14 protein-coding genes and 1 pseudogene are annotated in these 17,310 nt (G+C 71.2%); 11 read left to right on the forward strand and 4 right to left on the reverse strand.

Going from position 1 to position 17,310, the window contains the following annotated elements; translation table 11 throughout:
- Nucleotides 1-202: 202 nt before the first annotated feature.
- Nucleotides 203-1,087 (reverse strand): hypothetical protein, encoded by an 885-nt coding sequence (locus AB0C46_RS15305; protein WP_362828289.1) that lies wholly within the window; start codon nucleotides 1,085-1,087, stop codon nucleotides 203-205.
- A gap of 99 nt (nucleotides 1,088-1,186) precedes the next feature.
- On the opposite strand from AB0C46_RS15305, the gene AB0C46_RS15310 reads away from it, so the two are divergent.
- Nucleotides 1,187-2,962, forward strand: coding sequence for a DUF6350 family protein (locus tag AB0C46_RS15310; protein ID WP_362828290.1), 1,776 nt, complete (start codon nucleotides 1,187-1,189; stop codon nucleotides 2,960-2,962).
- A 62-nt stretch (nucleotides 2,963-3,024) separates the two neighbouring features.
- On the opposite strand, the gene AB0C46_RS15315 is transcribed toward AB0C46_RS15310, so the two are convergent.
- On the reverse strand, nucleotides 3,025-3,894 hold the full coding sequence (locus tag AB0C46_RS15315) for a hypothetical protein (protein WP_362828291.1): 870 nt from the start codon (nucleotides 3,892-3,894) through the stop codon (nucleotides 3,025-3,027).
- 245 nt (nucleotides 3,895-4,139) lie between these two features.
- Between AB0C46_RS15315 and purN the strand changes: the two genes are divergently transcribed.
- The 9 genes and pseudogenes from purN (at nucleotide 4,140) to AB0C46_RS15360 (ending at nucleotide 14,491) form a co-directional block, all read left to right on the forward strand.
- The gene (gene purN, locus AB0C46_RS15320) at nucleotides 4,140-4,787 is read left to right on the forward strand and encodes a phosphoribosylglycinamide formyltransferase (RefSeq protein ID WP_362828292.1); all 648 of its coding nucleotides are present in this window, start codon (nucleotides 4,140-4,142) and stop codon (nucleotides 4,785-4,787) included.
- 17 nt (nucleotides 4,788-4,804) lie between these two features.
- Nucleotides 4,805-6,355: pseudogene (gene purH, locus AB0C46_RS15325) on the forward strand (bifunctional phosphoribosylaminoimidazolecarboxamide formyltransferase/IMP cyclohydrolase); the annotation flags it as partial.
- 632 nt (nucleotides 6,356-6,987) lie between these two features.
- Complete coding sequence (locus AB0C46_RS15330) at nucleotides 6,988-8,949, forward strand: sigma-70 family RNA polymerase sigma factor (RefSeq protein WP_362828293.1); 1,962 nt, start codon at nucleotides 6,988-6,990, stop codon at nucleotides 8,947-8,949.
- A gap of 47 nt (nucleotides 8,950-8,996) precedes the next feature.
- Entirely contained in the window at nucleotides 8,997-10,229 is a 1,233-nt protein-coding gene (locus tag AB0C46_RS15335; RefSeq protein WP_362828294.1) for a DUF11 domain-containing protein, read from the forward strand.
- Between the two features lie 83 nt (nucleotides 10,230-10,312).
- Nucleotides 10,313-11,410 carry a UDP-N-acetylglucosamine 2-epimerase (non-hydrolyzing) gene (gene wecB, locus AB0C46_RS15340; RefSeq protein ID WP_362828295.1) on the forward strand — a complete coding sequence of 366 codons (1,098 nt, stop codon included), beginning with the start codon at nucleotides 10,313-10,315 and terminating at the stop codon, nucleotides 11,408-11,410.
- A 3-nt stretch (nucleotides 11,411-11,413) separates the two neighbouring features.
- Nucleotides 11,414-11,590: a hypothetical protein gene (locus tag AB0C46_RS15345; protein ID WP_362828296.1), complete on the forward strand. Its 177-nt coding sequence runs from the start codon at nucleotides 11,414-11,416 to the stop codon at nucleotides 11,588-11,590.
- 24 nt (nucleotides 11,591-11,614) lie between these two features.
- A complete protein-coding gene (locus AB0C46_RS15350) occupies nucleotides 11,615-12,217 on the forward strand; it encodes an exosortase/archaeosortase family protein (protein WP_362828297.1) in 603 nt (200 codons plus the stop codon).
- Nucleotides 12,218-12,221: 4 nt separating this feature from the next.
- Complete coding sequence (locus tag AB0C46_RS15355; protein ID WP_362828298.1) at nucleotides 12,222-13,682, forward strand: glycosyltransferase family 2 protein; 1,461 nt, start codon at nucleotides 12,222-12,224, stop codon at nucleotides 13,680-13,682.
- A gap of 65 nt (nucleotides 13,683-13,747) precedes the next feature.
- Complete coding sequence (locus AB0C46_RS15360; RefSeq protein ID WP_362828299.1) at nucleotides 13,748-14,491, forward strand: class F sortase; 744 nt, start codon at nucleotides 13,748-13,750, stop codon at nucleotides 14,489-14,491.
- Nucleotides 14,492-14,666: 175 nt separating this feature from the next.
- Here the strand turns inward: AB0C46_RS15360 and AB0C46_RS15365 are convergent, their stop codons facing one another.
- Both AB0C46_RS15365 and AB0C46_RS15370 read right to left on the reverse strand, forming a co-directional pair.
- Nucleotides 14,667-15,230, reverse strand: a complete 564-nt coding sequence (locus AB0C46_RS15365; protein ID WP_362828300.1) for a hypothetical protein — start codon at nucleotides 15,228-15,230, stop codon at nucleotides 14,667-14,669.
- Between the two features lie 189 nt (nucleotides 15,231-15,419).
- A complete protein-coding gene (locus AB0C46_RS15370; protein WP_362828301.1) occupies nucleotides 15,420-16,205 on the reverse strand; it encodes an RDD family protein in 786 nt (261 codons plus the stop codon).
- Between the two features lie 241 nt (nucleotides 16,206-16,446).
- Here AB0C46_RS15370 and AB0C46_RS15375 point away from each other — a divergent pair, with 241 nt between their 5' ends.
- The gene (locus tag AB0C46_RS15375; protein WP_362828302.1) at nucleotides 16,447-17,301 is read left to right on the forward strand and encodes a bifunctional methylenetetrahydrofolate dehydrogenase/methenyltetrahydrofolate cyclohydrolase; all 855 of its coding nucleotides are present in this window, start codon (nucleotides 16,447-16,449) and stop codon (nucleotides 17,299-17,301) included.
- Nucleotides 17,302-17,310: the final 9 nt, after the last annotated feature.

A 17,310-nucleotide genomic window follows, 5' to 3' on the forward strand; every position in this document is an offset into this window, starting at 1 on the left:
CGATCGTGCCGCGTCTGTTCCGATCGTGCCGCGTCTGTTCCGATCGTGCCGCGTCTGTTCCGATCGTGCCGCGTCTGTTCCGATCGTGCCGCGTCCGTTCGGATCGTGCCGCGTCCGTTCGGATCGTGCCGCGTCCGTTCGGATCGTGCCGCGTCCGTTCGGATCGTGCCGCGTCCGTTCCGATCGTGCCGTGCCGTACGGATCAGCGGATGTCGGGGGCCAGCCGTGCCTCCCGGAGCCGCTTCCGTACGGCCGCGTTCCCCTGCTCCCGGGCCGCGTTTCTCCGCTCCCGTGCCGCGTTCCGCTGCTCCCGGGTGTCCGCGTCCTGGTGCCGGGCCGGTGAGACCCGGGTGTGCGGCGCGGTCGCCAGCGGCCGTTTCGGCGGCGGCGTGTAGTGGTCCGGGGTGAGGGCCGTCATCACCAGCGTCGCCAGCGCGAACAGCCCGGCCGCCCCGAAGGCCGCCCGGGTGGTCCGCCGGGCGCTGCGCTCGCTGCCGCTCCGTACCTGCGCTGCGGCGCGCGGCGTCACCTCCGCTGCAGACAGCGGACCGGCGAGCCGGGCCCGCAGGATCTCGCCCTGCTGCTCCGGCGGCTGCCCGTCGAGCCCCAGCTCCGGCAGCAGCCCGGCGAGCCGCTCGCGCGCATGCGCCAGCCGCCCCGCCGTGGCCGCGGTGCTCGCCTCGACCTCGGCCGCGGTCCCGCCCAGCCCGACCCCGACCCCGTCGTGCAGCAGCAGTACCCGGCGGTACGGGGCGGGCAGGCTCAGCAGGGCCGCCGGCAACGCGCCGTCCGAGGGACCGGCGGCCGGTGCCGGCTTCCGCGGGCCGGGGGCGGTCCGCAGCCCGGGGCACAGCTGGTGCCACGGCGTCAGCGCGTACTCGTGGACGGCCGCCCGCACCCACCCCGCCGGATCCGGATCCACCGCGACCTCCGGCCAGCGCTGCCAGGCCAGGATGAACCCCCGCTCCACGGCCCGCCGGGCGAGCCACGGCCGCCCGGTGAGCAGATAGGCCTGCTGCATCAGCGCCGCTGCGTGCCGGGTGTGGAGATCGTCGAAGGCGGTGGCGGCCTGCTCGCGCTGGGTCATACAGAGCAGTGTGGAAAACCCGCACCACCGGCGCAGCGCGACACGTCGGGCATTTCGCCAGTACATGGCGGATAGGTGTCTTGTTGGCAGCATGGCGGCGTGAGCCAGTTGATCGATCGTGGTCTGACGTTTTCCTCGCACGGCCGGACCGCCGCACAGCGCTCCTCCGCGATCGGCGCGGCCTTCCTCGGCGGTGTGACGGCCGCCGGTCTCGGCCTCGGCGCGCTGACGGTCGCCGTGCTGCTGCTCTGGGTCGCCTCCCCCTACCCCGACAGCGGCCCCTCCCGGGCCCTGCATCTCGCCGCCGACCTGTGGCTGCTGGCTCACGGCGGCGACCTCGTCCGTACCACCGCCCACTCCGGTGCCCCGGTCGCCGTGACCCCGCTGCTGCTCGCCGTCCTCCCCGTCTGGCTGCTCCACCGGGCCGCCCGCCACGCCCTGGCCACCTCGGTCGACGGGCCGCCCTGCCCAGCCCCGGCCGCCGGACCTGCCTCGGCCACCGGCCCTGCCCCGGCCACCGGCCCTGCCCCGGCCACCGGCCTCGCCTCGGCCACCGGCCCTGCCCCGGCCACCGGCCCTGCCCCGGCCACCGGCCCTGCCCCGGCCACCGGCCTCGCCTCGGCCACCGGCCCTGCCCCGGCCACCGGCTCCGCCCCGGCCACCGGCCCCGCCCCGGCCGTCGGCCGCCCCGCGGGCTCCGCCCGTACGGTCGCGCCGCGCACGCTGCTCGGCGCGCTGTTCAGCGGCTATCTGCTGATCGTCGCCGGTGCGCTGTTCTACGCCACTGGCGGACGGCTGCAGGCCGAGCCGCTCAGCGTGCTGCTGTGCGTCCCGGCCACCACGGCCGCCACCCTCGGCGGCACGGCCTGGCGCCTCCTCCGCCACCCCGGCACCGAGCTGCTGCCCGCCAGAATCCTGCGGATCAGGTCCAGGGCGCCGCGCCGGCTGCGGGCCTTCCTCGGCGGCTCCCGGGTCGCCGCCGCCCGCCGGGGCGCCGTGTGCCGGGCCGCCGGCGCCGCCCTCGGCGCCCTGCTCGTCGCCGGTGGTCTGCTCACCCTGCTCTCGCTCGGCCTGCACGCGGGCCGGGTGCGCGACGACCTCCTCCAGCTGGCCCCCGACTGGGCGGGCCGCGCCACGGTGCTGCTGCTGTGCCTCACCTTGCTCCCGAACGCGGCCGTCTGGGGCGCCGCATACGGCCTGGGGCCGGGTTTCACGGTGGGCGCGGGCAGCACCATCGCCCCGCTGGGGGCCTCGGCGCATCCCGTGCTGCCGCAGCTGCCGCTGCTCGGCGGACTGCCGGATGCCGGCCCGGGAAACCCGCTGACCTGGGCGGTGGCCGTCGTGCCCGTGGTGGCGGGGGCGCTGCTCGCCCGTCAGGTGGCCCGCTCCGCGACGGCGCCGGACTCCCCGGGAGCGCCCTGGTCCTGGTGGCCGGCGGCATGTGTGGCGGCCCTGGGGGCCGGCGTTTGCGGCGTGGTCATGGCCGTGCTCGCGGGCCTCGCCGGCGGCGCACTGGGCACCGGCGCGCTCACCGCCTTCGGCCCGAGCTGGTGGCTCACGGGCCTGGCGACCGCGGCCTGGACCGCCCTGACCGGCATCCCGGGCGCGGTCGTGCTCCGGTTCTGGTGGCTGCGTGCCCTACGACGGGAGACCGAGGCGGCCGGGCCCGAGGCGGCTCCACCCGAGCCGACGAGCACCGAGGACAGCGACGCCACGGAGGACGGCGACGTTACCGAGGACCGCGGCGGCCTCAAGAAAGACAGCGAGGACACGGACCCGCCGAGCCGTCTCGCCGCAGCCCGGTGCGGTGCGGCCGCCCCCCAAGGGGGCGCGGGGAACTGCGCGACCGGCCACGACGCAGCCGCAGACGCATGACGGCCCGTCCAAGGGCAGACGCCTGACGGCGCCTCCCGGCCCGTCCCGCGGAGCGCCGCTCGCTACTCGCGCGTGCTCAGCAGCGGCCGCAGCTCCTTGGGGAGCAGGTTCTCGCAGGACTTGCCGGCCGACTGCGTCAGGGCGTCGTTCACGCAGGTGAAGTAGTCGCGGTAGACGATCTGCACGGTGAAGGTCGCGGCCACCATCATCAGCGCCAGCGACGCGGTCACCAGCCCCGCGATCGCCGAGGTGACCTGCGGCCGGGTGGAGCCCGGGGCGGGCGGGGTGCCGGGCCCCTCTCCCCGGTCGGGCTGGTCCGCGGGCGCGGGCCGGCCCTCCATGGCGGCGGTGGTCGCCGCGGCGGAGGCCTTCGCGGGGTTCGGCTTGGCCCGCAGCGAGCTGATGCCCCAGTAGATCGCCAGCACGCTCAGCAGCAGGGCGACCTCCGGCAGGCTGAACAGCACGAAGAAGAACGACCACATGCCGCCGAGCAGCGCGTAGCGCGCCCGGCGCTGGGCCGGGTCGGTGGGGTCCCAGCGCAGCCCGCCGGGGCCGCCGGGACCACCGGGGCCGCCGCCCTGCTGGCCGTTGCGGCCGCCCGGCCGGTTGCCGAAGCCGCCGCTCTGCCGGCCCGGCTGCCGGGGGCTCCACTGGCTGCCCCAGCTCGGCGTCTGCTCGTCCTGCGGGGGCTCCTCCTCGCCGTTGTGGCCCTGGCCCGGTGTGTGGGCGCGGTGCCGCGGGCGCCACTCCTGGTCGGGGGCGTCGGCCGGCGGCGGCGCGAAGGGGTTGTCCCGCTCGGTTTCCGGGGAATCCGGGGCGGTGGGCTCCGGCGACGAGGACGACGACTTGCGCTCACGCGGCAGCAGCACCACCCCGGGGGCGGTGGTGGGCAGCAGGAGCAGGAGGGCCGCGCGGCGGCGTCGGTCCGTCATCTGGAGTGCGTCTTCCCCTTGTCTCGTCCGCGCGCGGGCCTGAGCGGCCGGCGCGCGGTTACCACGAACTGCATGCAGTCTTACGCCTGACGCTACCTCCCGTGCCCGCCCCCGTCCCGTGGGGGCCGCGCGGTGTGCCGGTATCGTTGCTGACGGTCGGCGCCTTCGTAGGGTTCCCCGGATCTGCGGTACCCGCAGACTTGTATGACCACACAAAGCACGCGAGATCGGAAAAGAGCCCCGCCGTGGCTTCCTCCCCAGCCCCCGTCCAGTCCTCCCGCCCGGCCCGCATCGTCGCCCTCGTCTCCGGTTCGGGGACGAATCTGCAGGCGCTGCTGGACGCCATTGCCGCGCAGGGCCCCGAGGCGTACGGGGCCGAGATCGTGGCCGTCGGCGCCGACCGGGCCGCCATCGCGGGCCTGGAGCGCGCCGCGTCCGCGGGACTCCCGACGTTCATCTGCCGGGTCAAGGACTACGACAGCCGTGCGGACTGGGACGCTGCGCTGACCGAGGCGACCGCCTCGTACGAGCCCGATCTGGTGGTCTCGGCCGGCTTCATGAAGATCCTGGGCAAGGAGTTCCTCGCCCGCTTCGGCGGCCGCACCGTCAACACCCACCCGGCGCTGCTGCCGAGCTTTCCCGGTGCCCATGGCGTGCGCGATGCACTCGCGTACGGCGCGAAGGTCACCGGATGCACCGTCCACTTCGTCGACGACGGTGTCGACACCGGCCCGATCATCGCCCAGGGCGTGGTCGAGGTCCGGGACGAGGACGACGAATCCGCGCTGCATGAGCGCATCAAGGAAGTCGAGCGATCGCTGCTCGTCGACGTCGTGGGGCACCTGGCCCGGCACGGCTACCGCATTGAGGGACGAAAGGTACGTATCTCGTGACCGCCACCGAAGGTACGAAGCGGCCCATCCGCCGCGCGCTGGTCAGCGTCTATGACAAGTCCGGGCTGGAGGAGCTGGCGCAGGGCCTGCACGCGGCGGGCGTCCAGCTCGTCTCCACCGGTTCGACGGCCGCGAAGATCGCCGCGGCCGGGGTGCCGGTCACCAAGGTCGAGGAGCTGACGGGCTTCCCCGAGTGCCTCGACGGCCGGGTCAAGACCCTGCACCCGAAGGTGCACGCCGGCATCCTGGCGGACCTCCGCCTGGAGGACCACCGGCAGCAGCTGTCCGATCTCGGTGTCGAGCCGTTCGACCTGGTGATCGTCAACCTCTACCCGTTCCGGGAGACCGTCGCCTCCGGCGCCACCCCCGACGAGTGCGTGGAGCAGATCGACATCGGCGGCCCCTCGATGGTCCGCGCCGCCGCCAAGAACCACCCGTCGGTCGCCGTCGTCGTCAACCCCGCCCGTTACGGGGACGTCCTGGAGGCGGCCGAGACCGGCGGCTTCGGGCTCGCCGCGCGCATGCGGCTGGCCGCGGAGGCCTTCCAGCACACCGCGGCGTACGACACCGCGGTCGCGTCCTGGTTCACCGATGTGTACGCCCCCGAGCACGGCTACAACGGTCTGCCCGAGTTCTTCGGCGAGACCCTGGAGCGCAAGAGCAGCCTGCGCTACGGCGAGAACCCGCACCAGGCCGCCGCCCTCTACACGGACGGCCAGGAGGGCGGGCTCGCCAACGCCGAGCAGCTGCACGGCAAGGAGATGTCCTTCAACAACTATGTGGACACCGAGGCCGCGCGCCGCGCCGCCTTCGACCACGAAGAGCCGTGCGTCGCGATCATCAAGCACGCCAACCCCTGCGGCATCGCGATCGGCAAGGGCATCGCCGAGGCCCACCGCAAGGCGCACGCCTGCGACCCGCTCTCGGCGTACGGCGGTGTGATCGCCGTCAACCGCCCGGTGACCGTCGAGCTGGCCGAGCAGGTCGCGGAGATCTTCACCGAGGTCATCGCGGCCCCGGCGTACGAGGCCGGCGCGGTCGAGATCCTCGCGAAGAAGAAGAACATCCGCGTCCTGAAGGTCGAGGGCCTGCCGGCCCAGCCGAGCGACGTGAAGTTCCTCTCCGGCGGCGCGGTCATCCAGCACACCGATGTGTTCCAGGCGGAGGGCGACGACCCGGCCAACTGGACGCTGGCCACCGGCCAGGCCCTGTCCGCCGCCGAGCTCGCGGAGCTCGCGTTCACCTGGAAGGCCTGCCGCGCGGTCAAGTCCAACGCGATCCTGCTCGCCAAGGACGGTGCCTCGGTCGGCGTCGGCATGGGCCAGGTCAACCGCGTCGACTCCGCGAAGCTCGCGGTCGAGCGGGCGGGCGAGGAGCGCGCCCAGGGCGCGTACGCCGCCTCGGACGCCTTCTTCCCGTTCCCGGACGGCCTGGAGATCCTGACGGCCGCCGGTATCAAGGCCGTGGTCCAGCCCGGCGGTTCGGTCCGCGACGAGCAGGTGGTCGAGGCCGCGAAGAAGGCGGGCGTGACGATGTACTTCACCGGCACCCGGCACTTCTTCCACTGATCACGTGACCGCTGCTCACACCACCGCCTGACGGTGTGAGCACATCCACGACGAGGCGCCTGTCCCGGACGGCCGGGGCAGGCGCCTCGGGCTTTTCCGGCGCTGCCATGCGGAGCAACAGCCGCCCGCTGCATGCCTCTTGGGCGAAGAAGCGATGCGCCGTGGCGCCGCCCGTTCCAGCACCAGCACCCGCAGACGGCAATCGCTCTGCCGTCATTCCTCCCTGGTTACCGACGACGCAAACACCCGGCCACGAATTCCCGGCGGCCTTGCCCCATACCCGGACCTCATCAATGTCCTTGGCTGTACGTCAGCTGACGGATGTTTCTCCTGCCCATGAGGCTCTAATTTTGGCGATCCCGCCTTGCAGCGAATTGATGAGGGGTCAGCCGAGGGGATGGATGCTTGTCAAGCGTGTTGAGCCCGTCCCTGGAGTCCTCTTTATCAGCCGGTAGATCTCGACCGCGGCTACCCGGACCCCTCGGCACATCCGTGACCCCGACGCGAGTTGAGGGCTGTTGTGCGCGACGCTGCCGCTGTGTGCGTCCCGTGAGGCGGGCGAGGTCAAAGCCGGTAACAGCCGCGGAATTTTGCGTGATGACGGGCACTCATGGTGCGCAGGGAAAAGGAGAATGATGGGGGCAGTACGCCGACGCCGGCGCGACGATTGGGTCCTGGCGACCGACGACGAACTCATCGACGCTACTCGACAAGGCGATATGGACGCCTTCGGCGAGCTGTGGGTTCGCTACGAGAAGTCCGCCGGCCACCTGGCCCGCAGCCTGACCCGGGGCAGCGTCGACGACATCGTTTCCGAATCCTTTGCCCGAGTCCTGCGCTGCCTGCGCACCGGCAAGGGCCCCAGCCACAACTTCCGCGCCTACCTGCTCACGACCGTCCGCTCCCTGGTCATCGATGCCAACCGCCTGAAGTCCGCCAAGACGGTCCCGGTCGGTGACGAAGAGCAGCTCGTGACGCTGGCCGGTGCCGTGGCGCCCCCCGACCCGGGTGAGGCGGCAGACATCGCCAGAACCTCCTGGGACTCGCTGAACGAGCGTGACAAGTGGCTCATGTGGGCGAGTGCGGTCCAGGGGTACAGCACGCCCGAGATCGGCGCGGAGCTCGGCATCACCTCGGCCAAGGCGGCGGTATGGGTGTACCGGGCCCGTGAACGCCTGCGGGACGCCTTCCTCGCCACACATGTCCCGGCGACGGACAATCCGGTGTGCGCCGGTCACCGCCGCCGGTTCGCCAGCTACCTCCAGGACAAACTCTCCGAAGCCAGCAGCGCGGCGCTGACCGGACACCTGGAGTCGTGCTCGCCATGCGCCGAGGCGTTCGTGGCCGCCCGCGACGTCAACCACCGGATGCGTGCGGCGGTGTTCCCGCTGCTGCTCCCCTCGGCCACCACCGGTCTGGAATCCGGTCCGCCCCGGTCGGCGCGCCGCCCGCTGCGCAGCCGGGCAACCCGTACCCGGCACACCGTTCCGGCATCCCCGGTCCCGTCCGGTGCCCAGCTGCTGGCCGGGATCACCGCCACCGCCTCCGCGATCGGCGGGCTCGTACTGGCCGTGGCCTTCTTCCCGGCCCAGCACCACGCCCCGGAGACCGCCCTGCCGGGAGGAGCCGATACCGCCCCCTCGGAGAAGCCGCACCAGTCGCCGACGGTGGCGCCGAAGGACCGGCACGGCGCGGCACGGCCCACGCCCTCAGGCGTTGCCACGCCGAGGTCCGCTCCCCCGGGGACACGGAACGGCCCGGGCCCCTCACAGCCGGGCGAAACCGCCGGGCCCTCGCCGGCAACGACGGGTCTGAAGGCGTTGAGTGGGCTGAGCGCCCCTTCCGCAGCACCTACGCCCCTGCTGAGTCCCCCTCCTCCCACGCCTACGGCAAGGCCTACGCCTACGGCAAGGCCGGCGCCTACGGCCACTCCTACGCCTACGCCTACGCCTACGGCAACCCCAACCCCAACCCCAACCCCAACCCCGAGCCGGCGGCCGACGGGTCCGGAGCTGGTGAACTCGACCCGGTTCCAGGACCCGCCGGTCACCACCCGCGGCTGGCTGACCTTCTGCGCTTCCCCGTGGCCAGGCTGCACGGGCTCCACGCTGAGTGGGTGGGCGGTGACCTCGGGTTCGGTCGACGTGTGCCGCCAGAGCTACCTCCCAGGGCCGGCAGGCGATCCGACGGCCACCCAGGTCGTGGACCTCAACGGCGCATCCAGGAGCAGCAGCGGCCCCAACAGGATCGAGCGGAGCTTCGCCACGACTGCCGGGGCCGCCTACACCCTCACGTTTGCGCTGGCAGGCAATACGGCGCTGGATCCGGGTGTGAAGACCGGGACCGTATCGGTCAACGGCTCGGTGGCGAAGGACTTCGCCTTCAACACCGTGGGCAAAAGCAGAGCCGACTCCGCCTCGATGGGCTGGGAAAGCGTGACGGTCGATTTCATCGCCGACTCCGAAAGCACCAGCATCCGGTTCACGAGCACGACGACCGGCACCTATGCGGGCCCGCTCATCACCGATGTGTCGCTGTACCAATACGCCGAGCGGCGGCCAGGGCCGAACTCGCCCCGAAGAAAAGTTCCGTGAAAAGGCGTCACCTCCGGATGTAATCGCGCCGCGTCCCGATCGTCTCCATGCACGGAACGCAGCGAACAAGCCTGCGTCTACCGACTGCCGTTCCGGCAGTGAGTGCAGAGAGTGAGGTCAGGACATTGAGATTGCAGCCCTTTACCGTCGAGACCGGCGGACGCGGTGACCGTGACACACGAAGCGGGCGAGTGAACTCGCGCCCGGGAATCGTGCGGAAGGCCGCCGGCGGCGTGATGGTCTCGGCACTGATGGCCGGAAGTGCTCTCGGGCTGGTTACTGCCACCGCCCCGGTCGCCGCAGCCGCCCCCGCCGCCCCCGCCACCTGCAAGCCTGGAGCCGTCACTGGATGGAGCACGGGCGTTGGCGATTGGAAGACTTCCGATGGTGGTAAGAACTGGGCGGCCACCGGGGACACTGGGTTCAACCGGTTGGACGCCACCCTCAACGACGTGCCGTCGTCGGGCGCACAGATTGAGTTCGATGTCCGCTGGGACCAGGCCGGCGACCAGCATTCGCGACGGGCTGACCTCGACATCCACTACGGCGGCACCCAGTACGCGCGGCTGGTAACGCCCCGGGCAGGGGATGCCAACCAGACGGCGCGCTGGGAGGTGCTCCGCGGCGCGACAATCAGCCCGGCTGCCGGGTCGGATCTCAGCCCGGGGACCACGCATCGAATGGTCCTCACCCTTCCCAGTGGCGTTCCGACGAGCGGGAATCTCGTTGTTTTCGGAAGGGCGGGCAATGGATCCGGCCAGGCTGACGATCTCAGCTTCGGCAACATGACGGTGAGCAGCACGACCTGCACCGACCTGGCGGTCACCCAGTCCGCCCCGGCTGCCGTGCAGCCGAACGGGAAGGTCACCTGGGACCTCGGCGTCACCAACAACGGCCCGTCGGCCGGGGATTACACGGTGACGGACAAGCTGCCCGCCGGTGTCACTGCGGCCGGCACGAGCACAGCGGGCTGCACCCTCACCGGTTCCGACCTGACCTGCAAGGGAACCAACCTCGCGGTCGGCGAGACCAGGAAGATTCAGGTGGTGGGCACGGCTCCGAACGCGGCCGGGACCACGCTGACCAGCTCCGCGAGTGTCACCGGGGCCAAGCCCGACCCGGTGGCGTCGAACAACTCGGCATCCGCGAAGACCAACATCGACCCGGTCCTGGGTGGACCGGTGGTGGATCCCCTCGTCGCCAGTGCGGCGATCGGCGCGGCGGGCCTGGTGTCCGTCGGTGTCGCGGCGCGGCGGCGCGCCTCGCGGGTCCGGGTGTGACCCGTACCCAGACGGTTCCACCCCCGGCCCGGTCAGGGCCGGGGGTGGGGCGCCGTCCCTCTGTCGGGCACCGTATCGCCGTCGTGGTCGGTACTCGCCCCGAGATCATCAAAATGGCCCCGGTCATCGGTGAGATCAACGCTCTGTTCGGTGCGGGCAGCGCGCTGGTCATCGACACCGGCCAGCACTACGACGAGTCCATGTCCGGACAGTTCTGGCGGGAGCTGGGCCTGTCCGCGCCGGAGGTGAGGCTCGACGCGGGCAGCAGGACCCGGGCCGGATGCCTGGGCTACCTGACCGAGGAGCTGGGCCGGGTGTTCGCCGGCCGCACACCGTCGGCCGTGCTGGTGCAGGGCGATACGAACACGACCGCCGCTGCCGCGCTGGCGGCCAACGCCGAGGGCATCGCGCTGGTGCACGTCGAGGCAGGGCTGCGTTCCCACGACCGGGCCATGCCGGAGGAGCACAACCGGGTGATCGCCGACCACCTGGCCGACCTGTGCTGTGCCGCGACACCGCAGAACCTGGTCAACCTGGCAGCCGAGGGCATACCCGACAACCGCACCATGCTGACCGGCAACACCATCGTCGAGGCGGTCGAGTCGCAACTGCCCGGCGAGGAAGACCGGTGGGCCGTCCTGGATACGTACGGCCTGCGTCCGGACCGCTACATCCTGGCGACCATCCACCGCCCGGAGAACACCGATGACCCCGCAACACTGCGCCTCATCATCGAGGCCCTGGCCGGCTTGGCGGACTCGGTGCCGGTGCTGTTCCCGATGCACCCGCGCACCAGGCTGGCGGTGAAGCGGGCCAAGTGCGAGGAGCTGCTGGACAGGATGCGGGTCGTGGAGCCGGTCGGCTCACGCGAGTTCCTGTCGCTGGCCGCACACGCCGGGGTCCTCGTCTCGGACTCCGGCGGTGTGGCCGAGGAAGTCAGTGTCCTGAAGCGCCCGTTGGTCGTTGTCCGGCGCTCCACCGAACGTGCCGAGTCGATGGCGGCCGGGTTCGCCCGTCTGGTCTCGCCTCAGCGGATCGGCTCTGCGGTGGCGTACGTCCTGTTCGGACTCGGCGAACATCTCGCCCGCCTGGCCAAGACGCCCTGCCCGTACGGCAACGGCACCGCCGCGTCGCAGATCGCGCTGGCCACCAAGCAGCTCATCGAACAAAGGAAGGACTGAGCGATGTACAACGCATCTCTGCCGAACCTTGCCCTCAACGCCGGTGTTCCGGCGGCTGCCATGGTCACGGCGGCAGGAGCGTGGAACCAGGTGACCGGTATGGCCCTGCTCCTGCTCGGCGCCATCGCGGTGTTCCTCTCCCTGCGCGCACGCCGCCAGCTGACCCGAACCTTCCTCTAGGACATGACGAGCAGGACAACGGATATGGACACCCTTGCTCAACAACACCCCGCTGGCGCGCACCTCGCGGACTCCGGCTCCTGGCCGGCCCGCACCGCCCGGTGGGCTGTGGCACTTTGCCTGCTGGCAGCTTCACCGGCCGTACTGACGGTCTGGGCACACACCTACCGGAGCTTCGAGGCCCTCGCAGCAGGCAAGGCCGCGGGGCTGTTCACCTCCACGATCGTTCTCGGCGACGCCTTCCACGTCCCCCACTCCGCCGGGTCGGACTCGGACGGGCACGGGCTGTGGATCGCCGTCACGGCGGCGTGTACCACCACCATCCTCCTGGTTCCGCTGGTGCTCATCGCCGCGTGGGCCGTGCTCCAGCCGCGCATCCGCCCTGCGATGGCGTTGCTCGGCCTGGCCGCCGGCCTGGTGGTGCTGCTGATGACGGGGACGGCGCGGCTGGCCGGTATCGGGCTGGCGTGGCACTGGTGGGGCGCGAGGAGCTTCTGGCTTTCCCACAACCTCGTCGGATCGCTCATCAGCCTGATCGCCACGGTGGTGGCGCTCGGCGTGCAGTTCAAGGTGACCGGTCTGCGCAGCCCCGCCGCCCGACGCAGCTTCGGCAGTGAGGAGAAATAGCACCATGGGACAGGTTGTCCAGATGTCCATTGCGGTGATCTCGACCGGGGTCATCACGTTCGGGCTGCTCTACATCACCGTGGTCACCGTGCTGGGCATCCGGCAGACCCGTAAGGACGGCGTGCCGGTGTCCCAGCAGGAGGCGCTGCTCGACGCCGAGCCGGACCCGGACGCCGAGCTGCACGGATTCGCCTTCTACTTCCTCATCCCGGGCCTCAACGAGGAGGAGGTGATCGGCGGGACCATCACTGCGCTCCTGGGCGAACAGCCCGGTGCGACCGTGGTGATGATCGACGACGGCTCCGATGACCGGACGGCCGCGATCGTCGGCACCTTCGAGCACACCGGTCGCGTCAAGCTGCTCAGCCGCACTCTTCCGCATGCCCGCTTGGGCAAGGGCAAGGCGCTCAACAACGGCATGGACCTCGTCCGTGCCGATGTCGCCCGGCGAGGCATCGACACGTCGAAGGTGATCGTCGGCGTCATGGACGCCGACGGCCGTATGACGGCGAACGCGACGTCGGCCGTGGCCAAGGAGTTCGCCGCGGACCCGTCGGTCGGCGGTCTGCAGCTCGTGGTCCGCATCCGCAACCGTGACTCACTGGCGCTGTCGTTCCAGGACATGGAGTTCTGGGCCATGTCCGGCCTGGGGCAGCTCGGCCGAGCGGCCGTGGGCTCGGTGAGCATGGGCGGCAACGGCCAGTTCACCCGCCTGTCCGCGCTGGACGAGGTCGGTGTGGATCCATGGTCGGAGTCCCTGACCGAAGATCTTGATCTGGGCATCTCACTGGCGGTGCTCGGTTGGAAGATGACCGCGACACCGTGGGCCTATGTGACGCAGCAAGGGGTCGGCCGGCTCGGCCGTCTCGTCCGCCAGCGCACCCGCTGGTACCAGGGCCACATGCTGTCCATCTGCCGTCTGCCGGAGCTGGCGCGCTCGCGCTATCTGCCCACGGGACGGTTCATGGAACTTGCGGCATACCTCGCCGTCCCGTGGGCCATCTCGCTGCCCTGGTCGGTGCTCCAGCAATACCTCCTGTTCGAGTTGATCACTGGCAACGGCCTGCCTGAGTACGGCACCAACTCGACGCTGGGCCGGATCCTGGTCGGCGTCGCCTGGTACGTGGTCTCGTTCACCCCGCATGTCTTCTGGGGCTTCGTCTACTGGTGGCGCGGGCGCACGGTGCCCCTGTGGAAGGGCCTGGTCATGGCCCACCTGATGATCCCGTGGTCCTATGTCGCCCACCTCGCGGCGTGGCGGGCACTGGCCCGGATCATCCTGCGCCGCAATGGCTGGACCAAGACCTCTCGCGAGTCCGAAGGCCCCCCGGAACTGCAAGGGAGTTCGCTGCTCGGCGAGCGCGTCCTCACCCGCCCGACCGGACCCACCGCAGCACTGGAGCCGGCTCCGGCCCCGGGCCACGGTCGTCCAGCTGCTGCGGCATCCGACGGGACCGAGCGCTGATGAGCCCCCCGCCGGACCGACGCGGCAACGGGCGCCTGACCCGCCTTCGCCGCCCCCCTGCCCTCATGCCTCAGGCCGCGCGGCCCCCGCGCGGCCCCCGCTCCGGTCGACGCCGGGTGCCGCCATGGAAGATCGCGTCCGCCGTCCTGGCCGGGCTGGCGCTCATCGCGATGGGTGTCCTGCTCCTCACGCGCACGCACGACGCGACCAGGACCGCCCGCCCCGCTGCGGCACCCCTGCCTGCCGCTCCGTTCTCGCTCGACCCGTCCGACGTTCCGGGCGGACCGCTTGCGCCCGTGCGGGCAGGACAGGCGGCACCGCGTGCAGCGGACGACCGGGCCTGCGACACCACCGTGCCGGCAGCACGCATCGTGATCCCGGCGCTGTGTCTGAGCGGTCCCGTCGTGACCACCTCGGGCATCAGGGACGGGGCGTTGGTGCTTCCGCACAATGTTCATCAGGTCGGCATGTGGGACCAGGGCGCGGGGCTCACCGACCAGGCCGGGACGACACTGCTCGCCGGGCATGTCCACTACCCGGGCCAGGGCAACGGCGCCCTCTATGACCTCTACCGGGCCGGCCCCGGTGACGCCGTGTACGTCAGCGATGCCCGTGGGGAGGTCACCACATGGCGGATCGCGAGCCTCCAGGTGGTCAAGAAGTCGAAGCTGCCCGCGTCCGTGTTCGCCGGGAAGTCCGGCCCGCGCCGGCTCGTCCTGGTCACCTGCGGCGGGCCCGTCGACTACGTGCCCGGCTACGGCAACACCTACCGGGACAACGTGATCGCCACAGCGGTCCGGCCGGATTGAGCGGGCGGGCGCGAGGCGCTGGTGGCCCGGCCGGGCGGGCGTCGGGTCCTGGGTCCGGCGGGCCACCCGCCAGGGCCGTTCTGTGCCACGCAGGTGCCGTAACAGGACCCGAACGGCAAGGGCCCTCACAGCTCGTGGCGGTGAGGGCCCTGCGGCGGGCTGTGCATGTGCGCGGTCAGTAACGCGGGCGGCTGAACCAGGCGTTGCCCTCGTCCTTGGAGACGAAGACCATCACCAGGATGCCGAGGACCGTGTGCACCAGGCCGACCGGGAACGTGAACAGGCTCAGCATGATGTTGGCGACACCGAAGACGATGGTGCCGGTGCGGACCCCGCGGCCGCCGTTGGCGAACTGCAGGGCCAGCGTGATCGCGGTCGCGGTGAAGATCACGATGATCACGATCACCGCGATCAGCAGGCCCTTGCCGATGTTCATCGCCGTGATGTCGTCCGAGGCGGCGTACGGCGAGGCGTTGTGCGAGGCCTTGCTGACGCCGCCCAGCCCCATCACCGCGAGGACCAGGCCGATGAGGTTCAGACCGGAGAGCACGAAAAGCATCACCCGGGCGGCCTTGACCCCGCCGGGCATCGTCATCGGGTACGGCATCTGCATACCGGGCATTCCGCCGCCACCCGGGTACGGGCCGTACGGTGACGGCGGTTGCGGCTGCTGGGGGTAGCCGTACTGGGGCTGCTGACCCGGCGGTGGACCGTAAGGGTTCTGGTTGGGGTAGCTCACGAGCGGCGTCCTTCAAGCGTCTTGAGCGGATATCAGCGATGTACTGGACGGTAAGCCACCGGGCTTCCGTCATGCTCCGCGGGGCGGGGACCCGTTGACCGTAAAGCCGCGAAGGCCCCCGATCGCGCTGTTGCGAGGGGGCCTTCGGGGAGTGGTGCTCAGCGGGCCGGCGGCCGGCCCGTGACGGGATTACTGGGCCTTGACGACCAAGGAGCCGACCAGCTTGTCCGCGAACGTCTGGCTCTTGTCGTCCCACAGCGGCCACAGCCAGCCGATGCCGCACAGCAGGCCGTTCAGGTAGCGGCAGAGGTAACGCACGAACGTCATGCCGAAGCCGAGGGGCTGGCCGGTGGTCTCCTTGAGCACCCTGATGCCCAGCGCCTTCTTGCCCGGGGTCTGGCCGGTGCTGCCTTCCTTGGCCATCAGGAAGAAGCTGCCGCCCACGATCATCAGCCACGCGATCACCGTCATGATGATGGCGCCGGTCGGGGTGCTGCTCGACACCGCATCGTTGGCCGCGTTCTGCATGCAGGTGTAGTCGCCCGTCTGGCAGCCGGAGTAGTCCGGGCGGGCCGAGGTGATCGAGCTGGCCGTCATGACGGCGGAGACGATGTACAGGATGATCGGCACACCGGCGATGATCAGGCCGTCGAGCAGGAAGGCGCCGAGGCGGGCACCCCAGCTCGCGTACCCGGCGGGCATGCCCATGCCCGGCATGGGCTGGCCGTAAGGGGTCGCCGCCTGCTGCGGGTAGCCGTAAGCCTGCTGCTGCGGGGCGGCCTGCTGCTGGGGGTAGCCGTACGGCTGCTGCTGCTGCGGGGCCTGCTGGGGGTAACCGTAGCCGGGCTGCCCCTGCGGCGGGACCGGGGGCTGCTGGCCGTACGGGCCCTGCGGCGCCTGCGGCTGCTGGCCGTACGGACCCTGCGGCGCCTGCGGCTGCTGGCCGTAAGGGTTGTTCGGGTCACCAAAGCTCACTGCTGTTTTCCTCCGTTGTGTCAGTCGGGGACGACGCGGCATGACTGGGAGGAAAAACAGGTTTCACTGGCCACCCCCCGACGAAGCCTGCGGCACTGCGCGTCAATAGTTCTAGTTGCGCATTCACTCTGTCCAGTCAAGGTTGCTCACTGTTGTGCAAGTGCAATGATCAATTCCGGCCACGGGCGCCCCGCCTGCCCTGATTGGAACGTGACCGCCCTCATCCGGGAGGATGGGGGGCATGACTGCCCAGATTCTGGATGGCAAGGCCACCGCAGCCGCTATCAAGTCCGAGCTCGCCACCCGCGTGGCGGCGCTGAAGGCCAAGGGCGTGCAGCCCGGCCTCGGCACCCTCCTGGTCGGCGACGACCCGGGCAGCCGCTGGTACGTCAACGGCAAGCACCGCGACTGCGCCCAGGTCGGCATCGCCTCGATCCAGCGCGAACTGCCGGCGACCGCCACCCAGGAAGAGATCGAGGCGGTCGTACGGGAGCTGAACGAGGACCCCACCTGCACCGGCTACATCGTGCAACTTCCGCTCCCCAAGGGCATCGACGCCAACCGTGTCCTGGAGCTGATGGATCCGGCCAAGGACGCCGACGGGCTGCACCCGATGAGCCTGGGCCGGCTGGTCCTCGGCATCGAGGGCCCGCTGCCGTGCACCCCGTACGGCATCGTCCAGCTGCTGCGGCGGCACGAGGTCGAGATCAAGGGCGCGCATGTGGTGGTCGTCGGCCGCGGTATCACCATCGGCCGCCCGATGCCGCTGGTGCTGACCCGCAAGTCCGAGAACGCCACGGTGACCCAGTGCCACACCGGCACCCGTGATCTGTCCGCGCACCTCAAGCAGGCCGACATCATCGTCGCCGCGGCCGGTGTGCCGCACATCATCAAGCCCGAGGACGTCAAGCCGGGCGCGGCCGTCCTGGACGTCGGTGTCAGCCGCGACGAGGCCGGCAAGATCGTCGGCGATGTGCACCCGGGCGTCGCCGAGGTGGCCGGCTGGGTCGCCCCTAACCCGGGCGGTGTCGGCCCGATGACCCGCGCCCAGCTGCTGGTCAACGTCGTCGAGGCCGCCGAGCGCGCGGCCGGCTGACCGCGGCGG

It is taken from the genome of Streptomyces sp. NPDC048637 (assembly GCF_040650675.1).
Lineage (GTDB): Bacteria > Actinomycetota > Actinomycetes > Streptomycetales > Streptomycetaceae > Streptomyces.